Source organism: Flagellimonas marinaquae, assembly GCF_003992675.1.
Taxonomy (GTDB): Bacteria; Bacteroidota; Bacteroidia; order Flavobacteriales; family Flavobacteriaceae; genus Flagellimonas; species Flagellimonas marinaquae.
This window is the reverse complement of the sequence record NZ_RZMZ01000016.1, coordinates 35710-52122: the sequence shown is the minus strand read 5'-3', so window position 1 is coordinate 52122 and position 16413 is coordinate 35710. Positions and strand designations below refer to the sequence as shown.

Sequence of the window (16413 nt, the reverse complement as noted above, 5' to 3'; positions counted from 1 at the left end):
GGTCCTGTAATAGGGTCAATTCAATAGTAAAACATAACGTAAGATGAAACATATCAAGTTACCCCTAATTCTTTTATTCCTGTTCTTTGGGCAGCTGGAAGCCTCACCGTTGAATGGGGAAATCAAAACCGAGCTAGATAGTGATTACAGCCCTGCTTTTTTGACCACGGAAATTGTAGGTGGCCAATTATTCCTCAATATTCCCGATAATCTATTGGACCAACCCATGTTGTTCAACTGCTTTAAAGGAATGACCAATAGCTATATGCAAATAGCTTGGGCACGTCATAAGGATAACATCATATTAGAGGCCCTTAGTGTTCCCTCTACTTCAGGGGTTATTTTGCCCGTGGTAAAGGACAGGGAATTGATGGACAATGTACTGGCCATTTTTCCCTTGGAACAGCAACAAGGTGAATCCAGGGGATACCGCATCGATGTCACCGATTTGATCTTGAACAAAATTATCGAATGGCCCCAATATCTTGGCGTATCCTTTGGCCCCTCCATTCCTGATATCTCATTTGTAGAGGATAGCAAAGACCGTGACAACGAGGTCATCATCAAAGTTCGACGAGGAATGGTCTCTAAAAAAGAAAGGGTATCGTTTCCCATGTATTTTAGCTTTTCAACTTTGCCTGAACCCATGAAATCAAGAACGCATGATTATCGAATGGGTTATTATAGTGAGGACCATTTCGGAATCCGACATGGCATCCATCCCGATGGGACCCATAACAGCAGGGCCAATATTAGAAGGTGGCGGCTGGAAAAAAAATATAAAGACAACAGCAGCAGTGTTCCCATCAAACCCATTATCTTTCTGTTGTCCCCTGAAATTCCTAAAAAATGGCACCCCTATGTAAAAGCGGGCATCGAGGAATGGTTGCCTGCCCTAGAAGCTGCAGGCTTCAAAGACGCCATACGGGTGATAGAAACCGATAGTTTAAGCGAATGGGATAAATTCAGTATAAACACCAATATAGTTTATTGGGGGCAGAAACGCTATTTTAGGGATTATGAGCAAAATGAATATGGGGGAACCATTGGATGTGTCATCGATGACCGAACAGGTGAAATCTTAAAGGCAGACATTTTTTTGAACGCTTCCCGAGAGACCCTGGAGGAAAGGTATTTTATCCGGGCAGCTCCCCTGGATGAAAGGGCTCAACGCTTTCCCTTCCCTAATGAGTTGATCGGACGATTATTCCAAGGATTGACGGCCCATGAGACCGGACACGCCCTAGGTCTTAAAGATGGAAATTTTGGAGAGTACAGCTATAGTGTCGATCAAGTAAGCGATCCAAACTGGTTGACCACTATGGGACATACCCCAAGTGTCATGAACTATACCAGGCACAACAATATCCCACAACCCAAGGATAACATCCCTCCAAACTTATTGATTCCCAAGGTCGGTCCCACGGATCTCTATTCCATAAGATGGGGTTATCAGGAGTTCCCATCTGGTACCACTAAGGAAGAAAAATCCCAACTTTTGGAGAACATGATCCGTTTACAGGATTCCTTTCCGTGGTATCGGTTCAATGAAACAAGATTTGAGGAAATCGGCCCAGCTAAGACCGATGAAGTGGTCGAGACCAACGATCCCGTGCGTAGTACCTCCATGGCCCTAAGGAATGTGGAGCGCGCCATCGCAATGATACCCAGTGCCACCTTGAATGAAAAAGGCAACGCAAGATTGTTCCGTCTGTACAACAAATCCGTCAATCTATGGTACGATCACATGAAGCATGTTGCCTCGGTCATCGGTGGCTATGACTTGCAATATCAAGCCTTGGACCAGCCTGGAAATATGTTCGACCCCATTGCATGGGGCAAGCAGGAAGAAGCCATTGACTTTTTGGTTCAAAATGCATTCCACCCACCAAAGTGGCTGACCGATCCCGATTTTATGGTAAAGGTGAAGTATACCACCTTTCCAGATAAGGTCTCGGAATACCAGATCAAGCTAATGACCGAATTATTGCTGGCCCCAAGGCTCAAACGATTGGAATATATGGAGGGGCTGATGGGCAACAATCTACTAGAGCAGTTTCTGGTAAAAGTACAGGAAGGCCTATTCACAAATCTGGACAACGAAAAGGACCTCTCCACACGGATTCAGGAACTCCAAATGGCCTATATTGAAAGATTGGGTGCCATCCTGGACATTGAAATTTCAGTCTATAATTCCGATGCAAAGCTGACCGACTATACCGATTATGCAAAAGGACTATTGGCTGAGCGGTTGTTGGAATTGAAAACCAAATTGGAAAACAAAGTGAACAAGGGACGGCGAAAAGAAGTGAATGGGCATTGGCTTTTATGCCTTCAAAAAATCAATACCATCCTCCCTTAAGTAGAAGAGTTTTCCCTTAGCAAAGTATACCAATACTGATGCATGGGAGATGTTTGAGTTAGTCAAAAAAGGTGCCCTGTACAGGGGCACCTTTAAGTTAATGGCATTTAAAACCCATCAAGGTTTGCGCAAGGCAATACTTGCGAAATCAGGTTCTGAATACAATTGAATACCGTTGAATTCACAGGGTGATTGCCCTGTAGCATCACAGTCATCTTCAATCATGACAGTCTGCCAACCCTGTCCAAGAAGAAAATAATGAGCCTCTTGGGTCACACGTTCATTCTCCGTGGCAAAGGCCAGACCGACCGCCATCAAGATGGCAAAGGCCGGCAACAACAATTTGAAAAATTTAGCTTTCATAATGTTAAGTATTATAAGTGAATGCCTACTCTATTCTAGGTTTTCGGCTTCCCCTTTCCCTACGTAGTATTTTGATGTGTTTGGGTGTTGTATTTTTTCTTGGACCAAAGGATGCCCAATAGAGCAAGGACCATAAATGAGACATTCAATAGGATATGGTCCGTCCATCCCAATGCTGAAATAACCTCGCCGCAAGAACAGGGGATGGAATCACTAAATTTTAAGACCAAAACGATGTATAGGGTAAAAATCCCCAATAGCATAAAGCTGGCATAGAGTGCCATGATTTTGTATCTGGGCAACCACAACAGGCCAGCAATGATCAATTCCAGAAAGGGTATTTTCCATGAGAGCAAAGAGGCATAGGGGGCAATGTAGGGCATCCGTTCCAAACGCCATTGAAAGGTGTCCAGCTCAATCAGTTTGCTTACCGCTGTATAAACGAACAGAAGGGTCAGCAAAAGGCTGAAGAGGGTAACAAGCTTGGAGTGGATTCCTTGATTCGCCATATCGTTTGATTTGATATGACAAAGTTCGGGAGACTGGTTTATCCCTAAGGGAGCAATCGTTATCCGAAACGGATTAAATCAATTTTTTTGAAGCTGTTACGACCGTAATTCGCTTGGGGAACGTCCATATTTATCCTTGAATGCCCTTGAAAAATGGGTCTTGCTCTTAAATCCTGTCATTTGAACTATCTGCTTAATGGTATGGGTACTGTGCAGGATAAGGGTCCTTGCCATTCTAAGACGCTCCTGAATCAAAAACCGAAAAATGGTCGTACCGTACACTTGCTTGAAGCCATATTTCAACTTATACTCATTGGTCCCCTCTTGATGTGCCAACTCCTTTAAGGAGGGAAGATCCTTGTCCAGATTGTTGATGATGGCGTCATGGACACCACGGATGATCTGGATGTCTTTTGGGGTCAAGGTGACCTTGTGTTCCTTGGTTCCCTTGGTCACTTTAAGTGTCTTTTTGGGAAGTCCCGTTTCAAAAGGTTCCCCTTTGGAAAAGAAAACCGTATTCAACAGGATTTTTTGACCGCTCCCATCCAATGCTTGGTAGACCGACAGTTGACAATCCTTGGCCAATATAAGACCATCATTGGTCATGAATTCCAAAAACAAGACCGTTTCAGACCGTTCTCTTTTCAAGTGTTTGGACAACTTTCTGGTCCATCTTTTCCGCGACTTTTCGGTCATAAATTCAGTGATAGGCTTTCCGATAAGGTCCTTGGGCAGATAGGACAATAGGGAACAGGTGCCGTTGGTGACCAATTCAATTTGACCTCGGTCATCCAAGATAAGGGACAGTTGAATGATACACTGAGGAGTAGTATGGGCATTGGCAAAACCTTGGTGGATAAATGCCGCCCTAATTTCTTCACTGACCATATTGAGCATCACCACCAAAGAGGCAATATTGTCATTCTTATCGGAAGGTTCAAGGGTGTAAAAGAAATTGCCCTTCGCCATTTCCAAAAGCATTTTCTTGATTCGTTTCACCCTAAAGTCATCGTTATTTTCCATATGCTCTCGTTTCTAGTTTTTGGAGGTGTGTTTTGCCAAAAAAGCCAAGGCTCCCGATTTGCTGACAAAAGATGCCGTCGGAATCTTAGTAGGATGGGTGTTCATATAAAAGATACTGAGATCATCCGTTACGGGCGGGTCGATCAAAAAGGCCAGGGCCTTGATCCAAAGCGAACCCTCCAGTGCCAAATAATCCCGCGCCGCCTTATTGATGGTCCTCACATCCCTAATATCACAGAGCACCGGCATTTCCCTACCTTCCTGTAAGTACATCCGATCCTGAACAATCAACTGTGCCGCCTTCAGGTCAATGAGGGGCACCTTTTTATAAATGACGTGCATTAGCTCATCGGTCAGGAGATAAATCGCATAGTTGTTTTCATGTGTCCTTTTCATTTCTAGAAAACTGGTTAGTAACTGGAATTTACAAAAATATTGGAATTGGATGAATTGAAACGGTCATACCTCATTCCAAGCAGGCTATAGAGTTATCTAAAAAGGAGTATCTGTTATCTCAAAAGGATTATATCATTGTTCAATTATCGTTAATCTGACAATTGCCATTACTTTTTAGGACATTTTAAACCAAACGATATGGCCAAGATCAAACACCACAATTTTTTGAATACCGTACACGAAGTATTCACCGATGCCAAACAGGCCGGGGTCCTACATCTATATGCCGGAGGACAATCCTTCTCCGGTAGAACCATTGAAGTTGAAGGCAGGGAGCTGTTCCATTTTGGGACCACAGGGTATTTGGGACTGGAACAAGATACAAGGTTAAAAACCGCTGCAATGGATGCCATAGAAAAATACGGCACCCAATTTCCCCTGTCCAAGTCCTATATCTCCAATCCCCTTTATAAAGATTTGGAAGCGCACATCCATGAAATGTATCGGCATCCCATTGTCATTACCAAGAACAGTACCTTGGGCCACTTAGGAGTCATTCCCAGCGCCGTGGAGGATGATGATGTGATCATTTTGGACCATCAAGTACATTGGAGTGTGCAGAATGCCGCCAAGATGCTCAAGACCCGAAGCGTTCCCATCGAAATGATACGTCACAATAATTTGCAAATGCTGGAGGACAAAATCAAAAAGTACCAGCATTCCAAACGGCACATCTGGTATATGGCCGATGGCATCTATTCCATGTATGGAGACTACGCTCCAGTAAAGGAGTTGATGGAGTTGTCCAAGAAGTATCCACAGCTGCACTTTTATTTTGACGATGTGCATGGTATGAGCTGGACCGGCAAGAATGGAACGGGCTATGTACTCGATCAGCTCAAGGACCTACCAGAAAACGCACTACTCTTCGGCACCTTAAGCAAAACCTTCGGGGCCAGTGGCGCGGTCTTGGCTTGTTCCAACCCCAAACTATACGACAAGATCAAGACCTTTGGCGGTCCTTTGACCTTTTCGGCCCAGCTGGAACCCGCCTCCGTTGCTGCTGCCATCACTTCCGCTCAAATCCATCTTTCTCCTGAAATCTATGAATTGCAACGTGAGTTGCGGGAACGCATTGCTTATTTCAATGCACGCCTGTCTGCGACCGAACTGCCTTTGATCGACAAGAACGAGTCCCCAGTTTTCTACATAGGGACAGGGATGCCCAAAACCGGTTACAATTTTGTCAACCGATTGATGAGAGAAGGTTTTTTTGTCAATCTGGGTATATTTCCTGCGGTGCCGGTCAAGAATACTGGGGTTCGCATCACCATATCCAGACATAATGAAAAGGCAGAAATCAAAGGATTGGTAGAAGCCATGGAATATCATTTTCCCTTGGCCCTACAGGACACGCAAACGAATCCCGAAAGGGTCTTCCATGCCTTTAGGCTGGAGCCCAAGGTCAAAAATGAACCGATGCAGTCCAATAATCTAAACATCGAAATTTGGGATACCATCCGCCAAGTCGATAGAAACCAGTGGAACCGATATATGGGAGGGCAAGGTGTTTATGATTGGGAAGGACTGCAGTTTTTGGAAGAAACGTTTCAAGGCAACAACAAAAAGGAACACAACTGGTTGTTCCGATATATTACCATCAAAGATTCCAAGGGCGTTCCCATACTGATGACCTTTGTGACCCTCTCCCTTTGGAAAGATGATATGCTTGCCCAAGTCGAAGTTTCAGCAAGCATTGAGCAAGAGCGAACAGCAAAGCCTTATCATCTGACCTCCATGGTGTTGTCGTTGGGTTGTTTGTTTACCGAAGGTGAGCATCTCTACTGGGACACCTCACATAAACAGCGGGATACAGCAAGGGAAACCCTACTGGAACTCCTAGAAAAAATGGAGCGTCAGCTGAAAGCAAAAATGACCGTGTTGCGGGACTTTGGCCCAAAAACATCTTGGAACGAAACCATGTACGGGCATGGTTTTTTGCGGGTACAAATGCCCAACTCCTGCACCGTCGATTTGAAAGCAGTTTTTTCCATCCACGAGTACGTTGAACAACTATCCGCCCGAAACCGAAGGCATTTCCGTAAGGACATCCAACCCTTCCTTGAACTGACAGAATCAAAAATACTATCCAAGGCCAATCCACATGAAGTAAAGGAATTCAAACGTTTGTTTGAAGAAGTCCAAAAACGGAACCTAGGGCTCAACACCTTTTCATTCCCCGACAAGCTGTTCGACAAGATGAACGAAAATCACCTTTGGGAATTTATCGTGCTTACCCCTAAAGGAAAACCCAATCAGATACTCGGGGCAATGTTCTGTTATACCAATAAAACGGGCGTCTATGCCCCTGCATTTGTCGGCATGGACTATGACCATTTGGAAACGTATGCCACGTATCGGCAATTACTGTATCGGACCATCGAACGGGCCATTGTACTTAAACTTCCCAAAATCGATTTTGGGATGACGGCTTCCTTTGAAAAAAGAAAACTGGGGTCGACAGTCCATGAAAAATATGCCTACCTCCAGACCAACGACAATTTCATCCTTGAAACGATTGGGATCATGGAAGGGCAGCACTAATGGTTGGTTATCATGAAATACCAAAAGCTGCTATCGGAATTTGAAGGCCAATTGGATACCTTGGAAAGCGGGAATGGGGATGTGCTGTTCAAGGCCGAAAAGGGGATTGCGATTGTGGAGAAGTGTATCCGAAAACTGCAAAAACAGATTACTGGAAAAACCTTTGCCACGCAAGCCGATGAGATTTACTTTTTCAAACATGTCAAGCCACAAATCTTTAGCAAGCTCATCTACTACGCCAGACTGTTCAGTATCGAGAGCAAACGTCCCCGTGGCAACAATGCCGCCCAAATCAAATACCTCCAGCACCAAATTGACAAGTTACAGGCCTTCTTCAATGACAATTTGGAATTCTATAATTATTACCGTCGCGGTGCCATGTCCTTGGATGAACAATACTTTGTCCGTGGAAACCGAGACCTACGACTTCCCTTGGAATCCTTCCATTTCTTGATTGACAACCAATTTTCCACCTGTCAGGACGGGACGGTGGCCACCATCATGGCCTATGACATGTTGATCGTATACCTAAGAAAGGAAGTGGATGATTTGAACAACACTCTTGAACCCCAAAAGAACACACCCATGGAAAAACCCTCAAAATTATTCTGGACCGGCAGCAAGACCGACCTGATCGAACTGCTCTATGCCCTTCATGCCAGTGAATCCATTAATGGTGGTACGGTCGACATCAAGGAAATGGCTTCCCATTTTGAACACTTTTACAATATCGACTTGGGCAATTACTACCATACCTTTATCGAAATCAGGTCAAGAAAGACCAGTAGAACTCGATTCTTGGACAAGCTCATAGAACTGCTCCATCAGCGTATGGAATCACTGGATGAATGACCATGTATTTTTCCCAAGTTGGTACCCAACTTGGGATTTTTGGTTTTGAGCCAATTTCAATCCCTTTTTTGTACCATATCAGACAATAGAATTGGTTGCCACCTATCAAATCCCGCTATACCTGACCAAATTTTATGTTGTAAAAATCTTTCCCAAGGTGGGTCCCACCTTGGGAAGTTTTTCCAAAATCATTTTTGAGTTTTGTGACGAAAGTCAAATCAGCGGAAGGGCCATCAAATGAAATGAAAGTAATGCGGTGGTCCTTCTTTTTAAAACTCAAAAACTATGGGAGCGACCATTATTACCACAGAAGACCTTATGGAGTTCAAAGTAGAACTACTGGAGGACATCAAGGACCTATTGGAAAACCAAAACAGGCAAACGAACAAAAAATGGCTCAAATCCAATGAGGTGAGGGAACTATTGGGCATTTCACCCGGCACTTTGCAAAACCTTCGGATTAACGGCACCCTCCCCTACACCAAGATCGGTGGTGTACTGTATTACGAGTACCATGAGATCATGGGAGTCTTGGAGCAGAACAAGATCCATAACCGTATCTAGTTTTGGAAGATATCAATTACATCAAGCATCTCAATGGGGTATTTGACCGATTCTCCAGGGACAGCCGGCTAAACCCCACCCATATCAGTCTCTATGTGGCCTTGTTCCAATTCTGGAACACCAACTACTTTAAACCGGAATTCTTTATCAACCGGGATGAAGTCATGCAGTATGCCAAGATCGGTTCCAAATCCACCTATCATCGATGCATCAAGGAACTCGATCATTGGGGCTATATCGTTTATGCCCCGTCTCATAATCCTTTCAAGGGGAGTAGAATCAAGATGTTCGATTTTGGGACAAGTGCTGGACAAGTAGTGGACCCAAGCTGTACCGATATCGGGACAAGCAGTGGACAAGCAGTGTTACCTATAAACAAACATATACAAACCTTAGAAAACCAAAAAAACAATAACAAACCACGAAATTTCAAAAAATTGGATGTTGATGGTTTGGAAAACAGAAACAAACAGCAGACCAGTGTCCCATATCGAGACAACCTAAAGACCAAGAAACACAAAAATTACAACGAACCTTTGTGAAGTACCATGCTCCACATATCATCACTGAAGGAGCCATCCAATATCCATTGGGCACTCTTAATGGCAGGGAAATCCAGTACGATTTTGAAAAAATCCTCCTCTATCTCGACGCCAAGGGCAAACTTCTATTTGGCAAAAAGTTCAAGATTTACCGTGAAGACAAGGAAATCCTTTACAAACTCTGCCTTTATTTTATCCAAGACAAGGCCCGCTGTGCACAAATGGGTATTGACATCCATAAAGGACTCTTACTCTCGGGACCCGTAGGTTGTGGCAAGACCAGTCTTATGAAATTATTGAAACACCTAGTCCCCCACCAACGGCCTTATGAGGTCATACCCTGCCGGAACATCGTGTTCGGGTTTAACCATATCGGCTATAAAATCATTGAGGATTATGGTAATTCCCAGTTCTTCTGTTTTGATGATCTGGGAGTAGAGCCTATGGGGCGATACTTTGGAAAGGACTGCAATGTAATTGGGGAAATTATGCTATCCCGACACGAGCTTTTCATCAATCATAAACGAAAGACCCATGCTACCACCAACCTCAATGCAGAGGAGTTGGAAGAGCGCTATGGGAACCGGGTACGTTCTCGGATGAGGGAGTTGTTTAATTTGGTAGCCTTTGACCAGAGAAGTAGGGATAAGAGAAAATAGTTGCCGTCAAAAGTTAAACTTTGGCAAAAATTGTGTATTTTGCCAAAGTTTAACTATAATTTTAAACAATTTTGTATAGCGAAATACAGCATAGAATAGAGGACTATTTTACAAAGACCAATACACTTACAAAGGAAGAGCTGGTAAGCAAGATTTTGTCCGATTTTCCAGAGTTGAAATTGAGTACTATCAATGTTTATTTATCAAAGCTAAAAAAGGCCAAAATCATAAAAAATCCATCACGTGGATTGTATTCATTATCGAATAAGAATTTATACAAGCCGGATGTGGACACTAATTTAAAACGCCTTTACAATAAAATTAAGAAGGAATACCCTTATACAGAAGTATGTGTTTGGAATACCAAATGGCTAAATGAATTTATGCGCCATCAGATTTTTCGATTTTACACCGTGTTGGAGGTAGACAAGGAAGCGACCGAAGCCATTTTCTATGTTCTTAAGGAAGAGGGAAGACAAGTGTTCTTGGAGCCGAATGCTGAAATATATAATCTGTATATAACCAACAATTATGATATAGTTATAGTTCGCCCATTGATTTCAGAGGCACCGCTTTCTATCCTGGAAAATGTAACCGTGCCGACTTTAGAGAAATTATTGGTGGACATGACCATCGATATTGAATTATTTGGCCCACAGCGGGCTGAAATAGAATTGATTTATCAGAATGCATTCCAAAAATATCAACTTAACATAAATAAAATGAATCGATATGCTTTAAGGCGTAATCGAGAAAATGAAGTTAATAGATTATTGAATTTAACTTTGGCAAAAAAATGAATTTTTGCCAATCTTTAATTATATGATTAAACCATCAACATATCATCCCGGTTGGATTTTTGAAGTCAGAAAGAGACTTGGAAAAAAGTACGACCCAAAACTCATAGAAAAGGTCGTCTATGCGCTGGCGTTTTTGGAACAGCTTAAACTCCATAAGCTGGATTTTATCTTTAAAGGCGGTACCGCTTTGTTACTTGCCACAAAAGAGCCCAAACGTTTTTCCATTGACATTGATATCATCACAGAAGAAAACCAGGATAGTATTGAAGCTATTTTGGAAAAAATAGCCGAAGAAGAAATATTTACCCATTGGGAAGATGATAATGACCGAAAGCATACTCCAGATGCACCCATAGGTCATTATAAAATGTACTATGAAAGTGCTGTTGACGGAAAAAATGAGCCTATACTTCTTGACATATTATATGCACAGAATCCATATCCAGAATTGATGCAGGTACCTATCAGCCATAACTGGATTGAGACTGAAGGAGAGCCAATACTTGTAGATATGCCAACATTCGATTCCATTTTGGGTGATAAGCTAACAGCCTTTGCACCGGAAACAACAGGCATCCTATATACAAAGAATAGACCGGTAGAGATAATCAAACAACTTTTCGATGTAGCCTTTTTGGTGGACAACCTAAAAGACCTGCCATTGGTAAGAAAGAGCTATATGCAAGTCGCGGCTGAGGAAATTGGATTTAGAAAACTGGAGATTGAACCTATGCAAGTCTTGGAAGACACCCAACAGGCCTGTTTTGTGCTTTCTTCACGAGATAAATCAGAGGCATTCCAACATTTACAAACTGGCATCAGCAACTTTTCCAATTTTACGCTAGTCAGATTTAATATTGAAGAAGCTATCACTGCTGCAGCAAAAGTTGCCTATCTATCTGAAATGATCAAAACGGAAGAACAATCCATAGAGCGATATAGTGAGCCTTTGCAGATAAAGGATTGGCTCATTGAAGGTACACTCTATAACAAATTGAACAAGTTAAAAAAGAGCAATCCAGAAGCTTTTTTTTATTGGTGGAAAACCTTGGAACTAAAAAATAAATCATAATCTACCCTTGGGTTCTAGTCATAAAATACATTTTTCGCTAACCTGTGCATATCTGGATTTTTCTTTAATTAACACCCACCTGCTGAATTTCCATAAAATCCGTGCTTAAATCCTAGCAAAAAGCCTCATCTTAAATCTATTCATATTTTATTCACAAATAACTGATAATCATTTATTTAAAGGTGTTTCTATTGTACTTTTTACATATCAAAAATCGTCCAATCCCAAAGCGTTCAAGATATGCGAAAATCACATTTCATCACCATTCTTTTCTTATTTGTTTCCAGTTCCATTTTAGCCCAAATCGGGGGCATCGAGGATTCCGTCAATGATATCTCGAATACCATACGTGCCATCTTCCCCATCATCCTTGGGGTCATCTTTTTGGTCGGCTTTCTTTTTAATGCCGGACATTTCTTTGGAGAGAACGCCGATCTTAAAAAAGGCATTACCCGGGTTTTGGTCTTTGTCCTGATTGCAGGGGCCGTTGTGGGCATCTTTACCTACCTCATTGGAATCGTGGTCTAAGATGAAAAAGTACGAAATCTACCGAAACATCCGCCAGCGGGCCATGATCATGGGGCTGCCCATTTCTTTATTTGCTCTCCTAATGGTGTCCGTTATTGGCTCTCTTCTAGTTATCATCTTTTCATTCAGTTTAGGTGTCATCGTTGCCCTGCTGCTGTTCAATGCCCTGCTCTATGGGGCATTGGCACAGTGGGTCAAAAACCCTCAGTTACTTTCCATTCAAAAGGTCTTCCCCAACATTATCAGCAACAAAAAACTAAGCCCGCTTTCCTATGAATAGAATCAACCTCAATTCCCATCATCCCATTTTGGACATCCAAAACCATGTGGTCTTTGCCAACAATGGCAATGTGGTCCTATGCTATAAGGTAGCACTTCCTGAAATCCACTCCCTCTCCGAGCAAGATTTTGAGGAACTCCACAGTATGTGGTTTCAGGCCTTCAAAACCCTACCTACAGGTACTGTCATTCAAAAACAGGATAGCTACCAAAAAGTGGGATACGATGCCCACCAATTACCCAACAATACCTTCTTGGAAAAGGCCACCTATGAGTACTTTAAGGGAAGGGAATACCTAAGCCATCAGAGCTATCTGTTCTTTGTGCTGCCATTGGACAAGACTTTGAACGCGGCCAAATATGTCAACCCCTTCCGGAAAGCAGAAAAGGGGTTCCATCGAAAACTGGATGTGCAAGTTGCGGAGTTCATCACAGCGGTCGATGATGCCGTTTCCTTTATCAACAATGGCCAACGCGTTTCCTTGAGCCCAATGCCGTCTGATGACATCCTCACCCATACAAACAACTACTACAATGGCTTCAACCAAGATTTCGATACGGATATGTTGCTGGAGAACAAATACATTGAAATCGGCAATCATTTCTTCGATGTCATCGCGGTGACCAATGAAAATTGTTTTGGCGGATGGGTCCAGAGCAGCAAGACCAATGAAAAATTTACCTCGGATGATTTCACCTTCCATCAAGGCTTTATCGATGGATTGGGATTGGAGCTGAACGAGAACCATATCGTGAACCAAGTCCTCTACTTGGACAACAAACATAAATGGCGCAAACTTCTGGATAAGAAAGTGGAGGAGCTGAGCAAGAGTTCCAATTTCGGTTCGCAGAACAAAGTCGTCCTCAAAAAGGTCCAACATATTCTGGACCAAATCAACACTGATGATTCGTCGCGCATCATTCGGGGTCATCTCAATATCATCTTTTGGCATTCGGAGGCTGAACATTTGAAACGGATCGGATCCCAGATCAAGGCAGGATTCAAGGAATTGGACATTATGCCCTATCACCCCAATGGGGAGGAGCGCAAGCATTATTTCCTGAACTCCCATCCCTGTCATGCCACCAACTTCTCCAATGAAGATCTATATGTGACCGATCTCAAACATGCCCTTTGTCTCTATATCAACAACACCAATTATGCATCAGATGCTACGGGAATCATCTTTAATGACCGTCAATACAACATCCCGGTATTAAAGGACGTCTGGGACGAAGATAAGCATCGTATCAAGGCGAGAAACTTTGCCATATTCGCCCCAACAGGGGAAGGCAAATCCTTTTTGGCCAACAACATTCTACGACAGTATTTTGAACAAGGGGTTCGGCTGGTCCTAATTGATCTGGGTGGTTCCTATGCCAAGTTTGCCAAGCTTTACCCAGGCCAACACGTCATCCTGCGCTACGAGCAAGGCAAAAATCTGGGCATTAACCCCTTTTATATGGCAGCGGATTCCGATTTGACCCCAGAACGTTTGGAAGACCTCGCTGTTTTTCTCTTGGAACTGCTCGCTCAACACCATGCTACCAAATCCCAAGAAGTGGCCATCAAAAAAGTGCTGCTATGGTATTATAAAACCATTCGGCAAGACCACTCCCTGGCTTCCCTGTACCAGTTCGTGGATGACCGAAAAGATACGCTTATCCAAGATTTACAGATCAAGGAAGCCCACTTTAGCACCTACGATTTCCTGCACATCCTCTCGGAATATGTACAAGACGGCCCCTACAGCTTTCTGTTCAATACAGGTGCCGACCAAACCTACACCATCGAGGACAAAAGCTTGATCATTTTTGAACTGGACGAGGTCAGGGACAACAAGGAAATCCTCTCCGTAATGCTCAAGCTCATCAAGTCGGCCATCCAACGTACGATTTGGCGAAACCGTTCGGAAAGGGGCATCATCCTGTTCGATGAGTTTGCCAAGCAGTTAAAGTTCCCCAATGTCCTGGAAAGTGTGGAATTCTATTATCAGGCCATCCGCAAACAGAACGGTGCGATCGGGATCATCCTGCAATCCATCAACCAATTGCCAGAGAACTCTACTTCGGCCAGTATACTGGAGAACTCCCAGGTCATCTATAGCCTACGGAATGAAAAGGGCTATGATGCGCTTCAAAAGCGGCTCAATCTCTCCAGCCATGACCTGAACCAACTCAAATCCATCCGGAACAATCTGAGCGGGGAACGGAAGTACACCGAGATCTTTATCAAAATCGGGAAGGAAAGCAACGTTTTCCGTTTGGAAGTCCCACCCGAAGTGTACGCTGCCTATCTCACCGACGGCACGGAAAGCACCGAGATTATGGACCGCTATGAGGAGACCCTTGATATGGAAAAAGCCATCAAGGCATTCATTCACTTTAAAAAAGAAACCCTATGAAGACAACAAAGCTACAAGCCCTTAGGAAAAAAGCCCTGACCTTGTTAATAGCCCTAACCACCACCCTATTACTGCCAGCAGGCGCTGCCTGCCAAGGGATGCCGGTGTATGACAACACCAACTTTATCAGCTTGGCCAAGTCGCTGGTGGAGTCAGCCAAACAGACCTCAGAGCTATTGAAGACGGTACAGTTTCTAAAAGAGCAAAAGGAGAATATCGTCAAGGTCAACAACGCCATCAAACAACTAAAAGCATTACAAGAGCTGACCAAGAACAATGAGCGTTTATTCCGTACCGTTCAGCAAGATTTACGGGATATCCTAAACTCTCCTTATATCAAAGAAGGGGAAGTCGAGCAGGTATCCCACTCTTTTGAGCAGATTATGGATACCGCCATTGACGACCTGGATTTTGTCAACCAGATCCTGTCCAATGACTTTTTAAAAATGACCGATGCCGAGCGCACCGCCATTTTGATGGAGAAGAAGGTGCAGTCCCAAGAAATGGTGGCCGAACTGGAGGTCAAGACCAGACGCTACCGGGAAATCATTTCCTTTCGGCGGATGCAGGATATTATCAACAATAGAGAAGAAAAGTATTGATGGGGATGGGATATTTCTTGGGCATAGGATTGGAATATGTGGATGCGGTCTTTCAGACCATCAAGGACAGTGATTTTTCCCAATACACCATTGTGGGGATGAAGGCCTTGGCGGTGCTGTTCTTTCTGATCAACATCCTAAAAAAATACAACGAGGGCATTGCTACAACTGATGGTCATACTTGGGGTCTCACACCAACGGAACTGGCCAAAAACTTTTTGATTGTGCTACTGGTCATTTTTTCCACACAGGTATTGGAGGTCTTTGACGGTATTTTGGTCGCCATTGAATCCCAATACCGGGACACGGCTCCGGCACTCCTCCCCTTGCAGCTACAGGATGTGGACCTGGAACGGGATGTGGGTGCCCTGGAAGCCGCCAAAAAAGCGATGGCCATGCTCTATGAGGCCTTGGTCACTCCCTTGTACGGATTGAAAATGGTGGCCTTTGTCATCGGGGTTATGCTGTGGTTGTTGGATATATTCATCTATCCGCTCTTTTTGGCCGAACGGTATTTCCTATTGGGAATCATGCAGGCCTTTTTCCCCTTGGTCATCAGCTTGGCCGTATTCGAGAAGTTCCGAGGCCTGGCCTATATGTATTTCAAGCTCTATGCAGGGGTCTATATGTTGGTACCCGCCTTCTTTTTGGTCAATGTCTTTGTCAATAATCTCTATACGGAGATCAACACGAACTTTTGGGGCAGCCTGTTCGGTACGGATTGGGGCAGTGAATTCTTTGCTCCACTCATCCAACTGGGTTCCATCGGATTTATCGTGCTGCTCAAATTCAAACTGTACCGAAAAGCTACCAGTTTTACGTTGCGCTTGTTCACCGGATAACTAAATTTTAC

At 43.6% G+C, this 16413-nt stretch carries 17 protein-coding genes; 13 read left to right on the top strand and 4 right to left on the bottom strand.

Annotated features, from left to right (window positions below):
• The first annotated feature begins 43 nt into the window (after positions 1-43).
• Positions 44-2362: a zinc-dependent metalloprotease gene (locus EO130_RS13970; protein WP_127142156.1), complete on the top strand. Its 2319-nt coding sequence runs from the start codon at positions 44-46 to the stop codon at positions 2360-2362.
• Between the two features lie 117 nt (positions 2363-2479).
• Here EO130_RS13970 and EO130_RS13965 read toward each other — a convergent pair whose 3' ends face one another.
• From EO130_RS13965 to EO130_RS13950, 4 genes are all read right to left on the bottom strand, one after another.
• Complete coding sequence (locus EO130_RS13965) at positions 2480-2725, bottom strand: DUF6520 family protein (protein WP_127142155.1); 246 nt, start codon at positions 2723-2725, stop codon at positions 2480-2482.
• A gap of 59 nt (positions 2726-2784) precedes the next feature.
• Positions 2785-3234 (bottom strand): MauE/DoxX family redox-associated membrane protein, encoded by a 450-nt coding sequence (locus EO130_RS13960; RefSeq protein WP_127142154.1) that lies wholly within the window; start codon positions 3232-3234, stop codon positions 2785-2787.
• 96 nt (positions 3235-3330) lie between these two features.
• The gene (locus tag EO130_RS13955) at positions 3331-4257 is read right to left on the bottom strand and encodes a helix-turn-helix domain-containing protein (RefSeq protein WP_127142153.1); all 927 of its coding nucleotides are present in this window, start codon (positions 4255-4257) and stop codon (positions 3331-3333) included.
• A 12-nt stretch (positions 4258-4269) separates the two neighbouring features.
• Positions 4270-4653 carry a DUF7793 family protein gene (locus EO130_RS13950; RefSeq protein WP_127142152.1) on the bottom strand — a complete coding sequence of 128 codons (384 nt, stop codon included), beginning with the start codon at positions 4651-4653 and terminating at the stop codon, positions 4270-4272.
• Between the two features lie 198 nt (positions 4654-4851).
• Between EO130_RS13950 and EO130_RS13945 the strand changes: the two genes are divergently transcribed.
• The 12 genes from EO130_RS13945 to EO130_RS13890 all read left to right on the top strand — a co-directional run bounded on the left by EO130_RS13945 (position 4852) and on the right by EO130_RS13890 (position 16402).
• On the top strand, positions 4852-7257 hold the full coding sequence (locus EO130_RS13945) for an aminotransferase class I/II-fold pyridoxal phosphate-dependent enzyme (RefSeq protein ID WP_127142151.1): 2406 nt from the start codon (positions 4852-4854) through the stop codon (positions 7255-7257).
• A 12-nt stretch (positions 7258-7269) separates the two neighbouring features.
• A complete protein-coding gene (locus EO130_RS13940; RefSeq protein WP_127142150.1) occupies positions 7270-8109 on the top strand; it encodes an RteC domain-containing protein in 840 nt (279 codons plus the stop codon).
• A gap of 285 nt (positions 8110-8394) precedes the next feature.
• Positions 8395-8673, top strand: coding sequence for a helix-turn-helix domain-containing protein (locus EO130_RS13935; RefSeq protein WP_127142149.1), 279 nt, complete (start codon positions 8395-8397; stop codon positions 8671-8673).
• A gap of 2 nt (positions 8674-8675) precedes the next feature.
• Complete coding sequence (locus EO130_RS13930; RefSeq protein WP_127142148.1) at positions 8676-9215, top strand: hypothetical protein; 540 nt, start codon at positions 8676-8678, stop codon at positions 9213-9215.
• Entirely contained in the window at positions 9212-9874 is a 663-nt protein-coding gene (locus tag EO130_RS13925) for a P-loop NTPase family protein (RefSeq protein ID WP_127142147.1), read from the top strand. The genes EO130_RS13930 and EO130_RS13925 overlap by 4 nt, the downstream gene beginning before the upstream one ends.
• Positions 9875-9945: 71 nt before the next feature.
• Positions 9946-10674 carry a DUF6577 family protein gene (locus EO130_RS13920; protein WP_127142146.1) on the top strand — a complete coding sequence of 243 codons (729 nt, stop codon included), beginning with the start codon at positions 9946-9948 and terminating at the stop codon, positions 10672-10674.
• A 22-nt stretch (positions 10675-10696) separates the two neighbouring features.
• Positions 10697-11746 carry a nucleotidyl transferase AbiEii/AbiGii toxin family protein gene (locus tag EO130_RS13915; protein ID WP_127142145.1) on the top strand — a complete coding sequence of 350 codons (1050 nt, stop codon included), beginning with the start codon at positions 10697-10699 and terminating at the stop codon, positions 11744-11746.
• Positions 11747-11986: 240 nt separating this feature from the next.
• Positions 11987-12274: a hypothetical protein gene (locus EO130_RS13910; protein ID WP_127142144.1), complete on the top strand. Its 288-nt coding sequence runs from the start codon at positions 11987-11989 to the stop codon at positions 12272-12274.
• Between the two features lies 1 nt (position 12275).
• Entirely contained in the window at positions 12276-12554 is a 279-nt protein-coding gene (locus EO130_RS13905; RefSeq protein ID WP_127142143.1) for a hypothetical protein, read from the top strand.
• The gene (locus tag EO130_RS13900) at positions 12547-14958 is read left to right on the top strand and encodes a TraG family conjugative transposon ATPase (RefSeq protein ID WP_127142142.1); all 2412 of its coding nucleotides are present in this window, start codon (positions 12547-12549) and stop codon (positions 14956-14958) included. The genes EO130_RS13905 and EO130_RS13900 overlap by 8 nt, the downstream gene beginning before the upstream one ends.
• Positions 14955-15560 (top strand): conjugal transfer protein, encoded by a 606-nt coding sequence (locus EO130_RS13895; RefSeq protein ID WP_206513157.1) that lies wholly within the window; start codon positions 14955-14957, stop codon positions 15558-15560. Before EO130_RS13900 ends, EO130_RS13895 begins: the two co-directional genes overlap by 4 nt.
• Complete coding sequence (locus EO130_RS13890) at positions 15560-16402, top strand: hypothetical protein (protein ID WP_127142141.1); 843 nt, start codon at positions 15560-15562, stop codon at positions 16400-16402. Before EO130_RS13895 ends, EO130_RS13890 begins: the two co-directional genes overlap by 1 nt.
• The last annotated feature ends 11 nt before the right edge of the window (positions 16403-16413 follow it).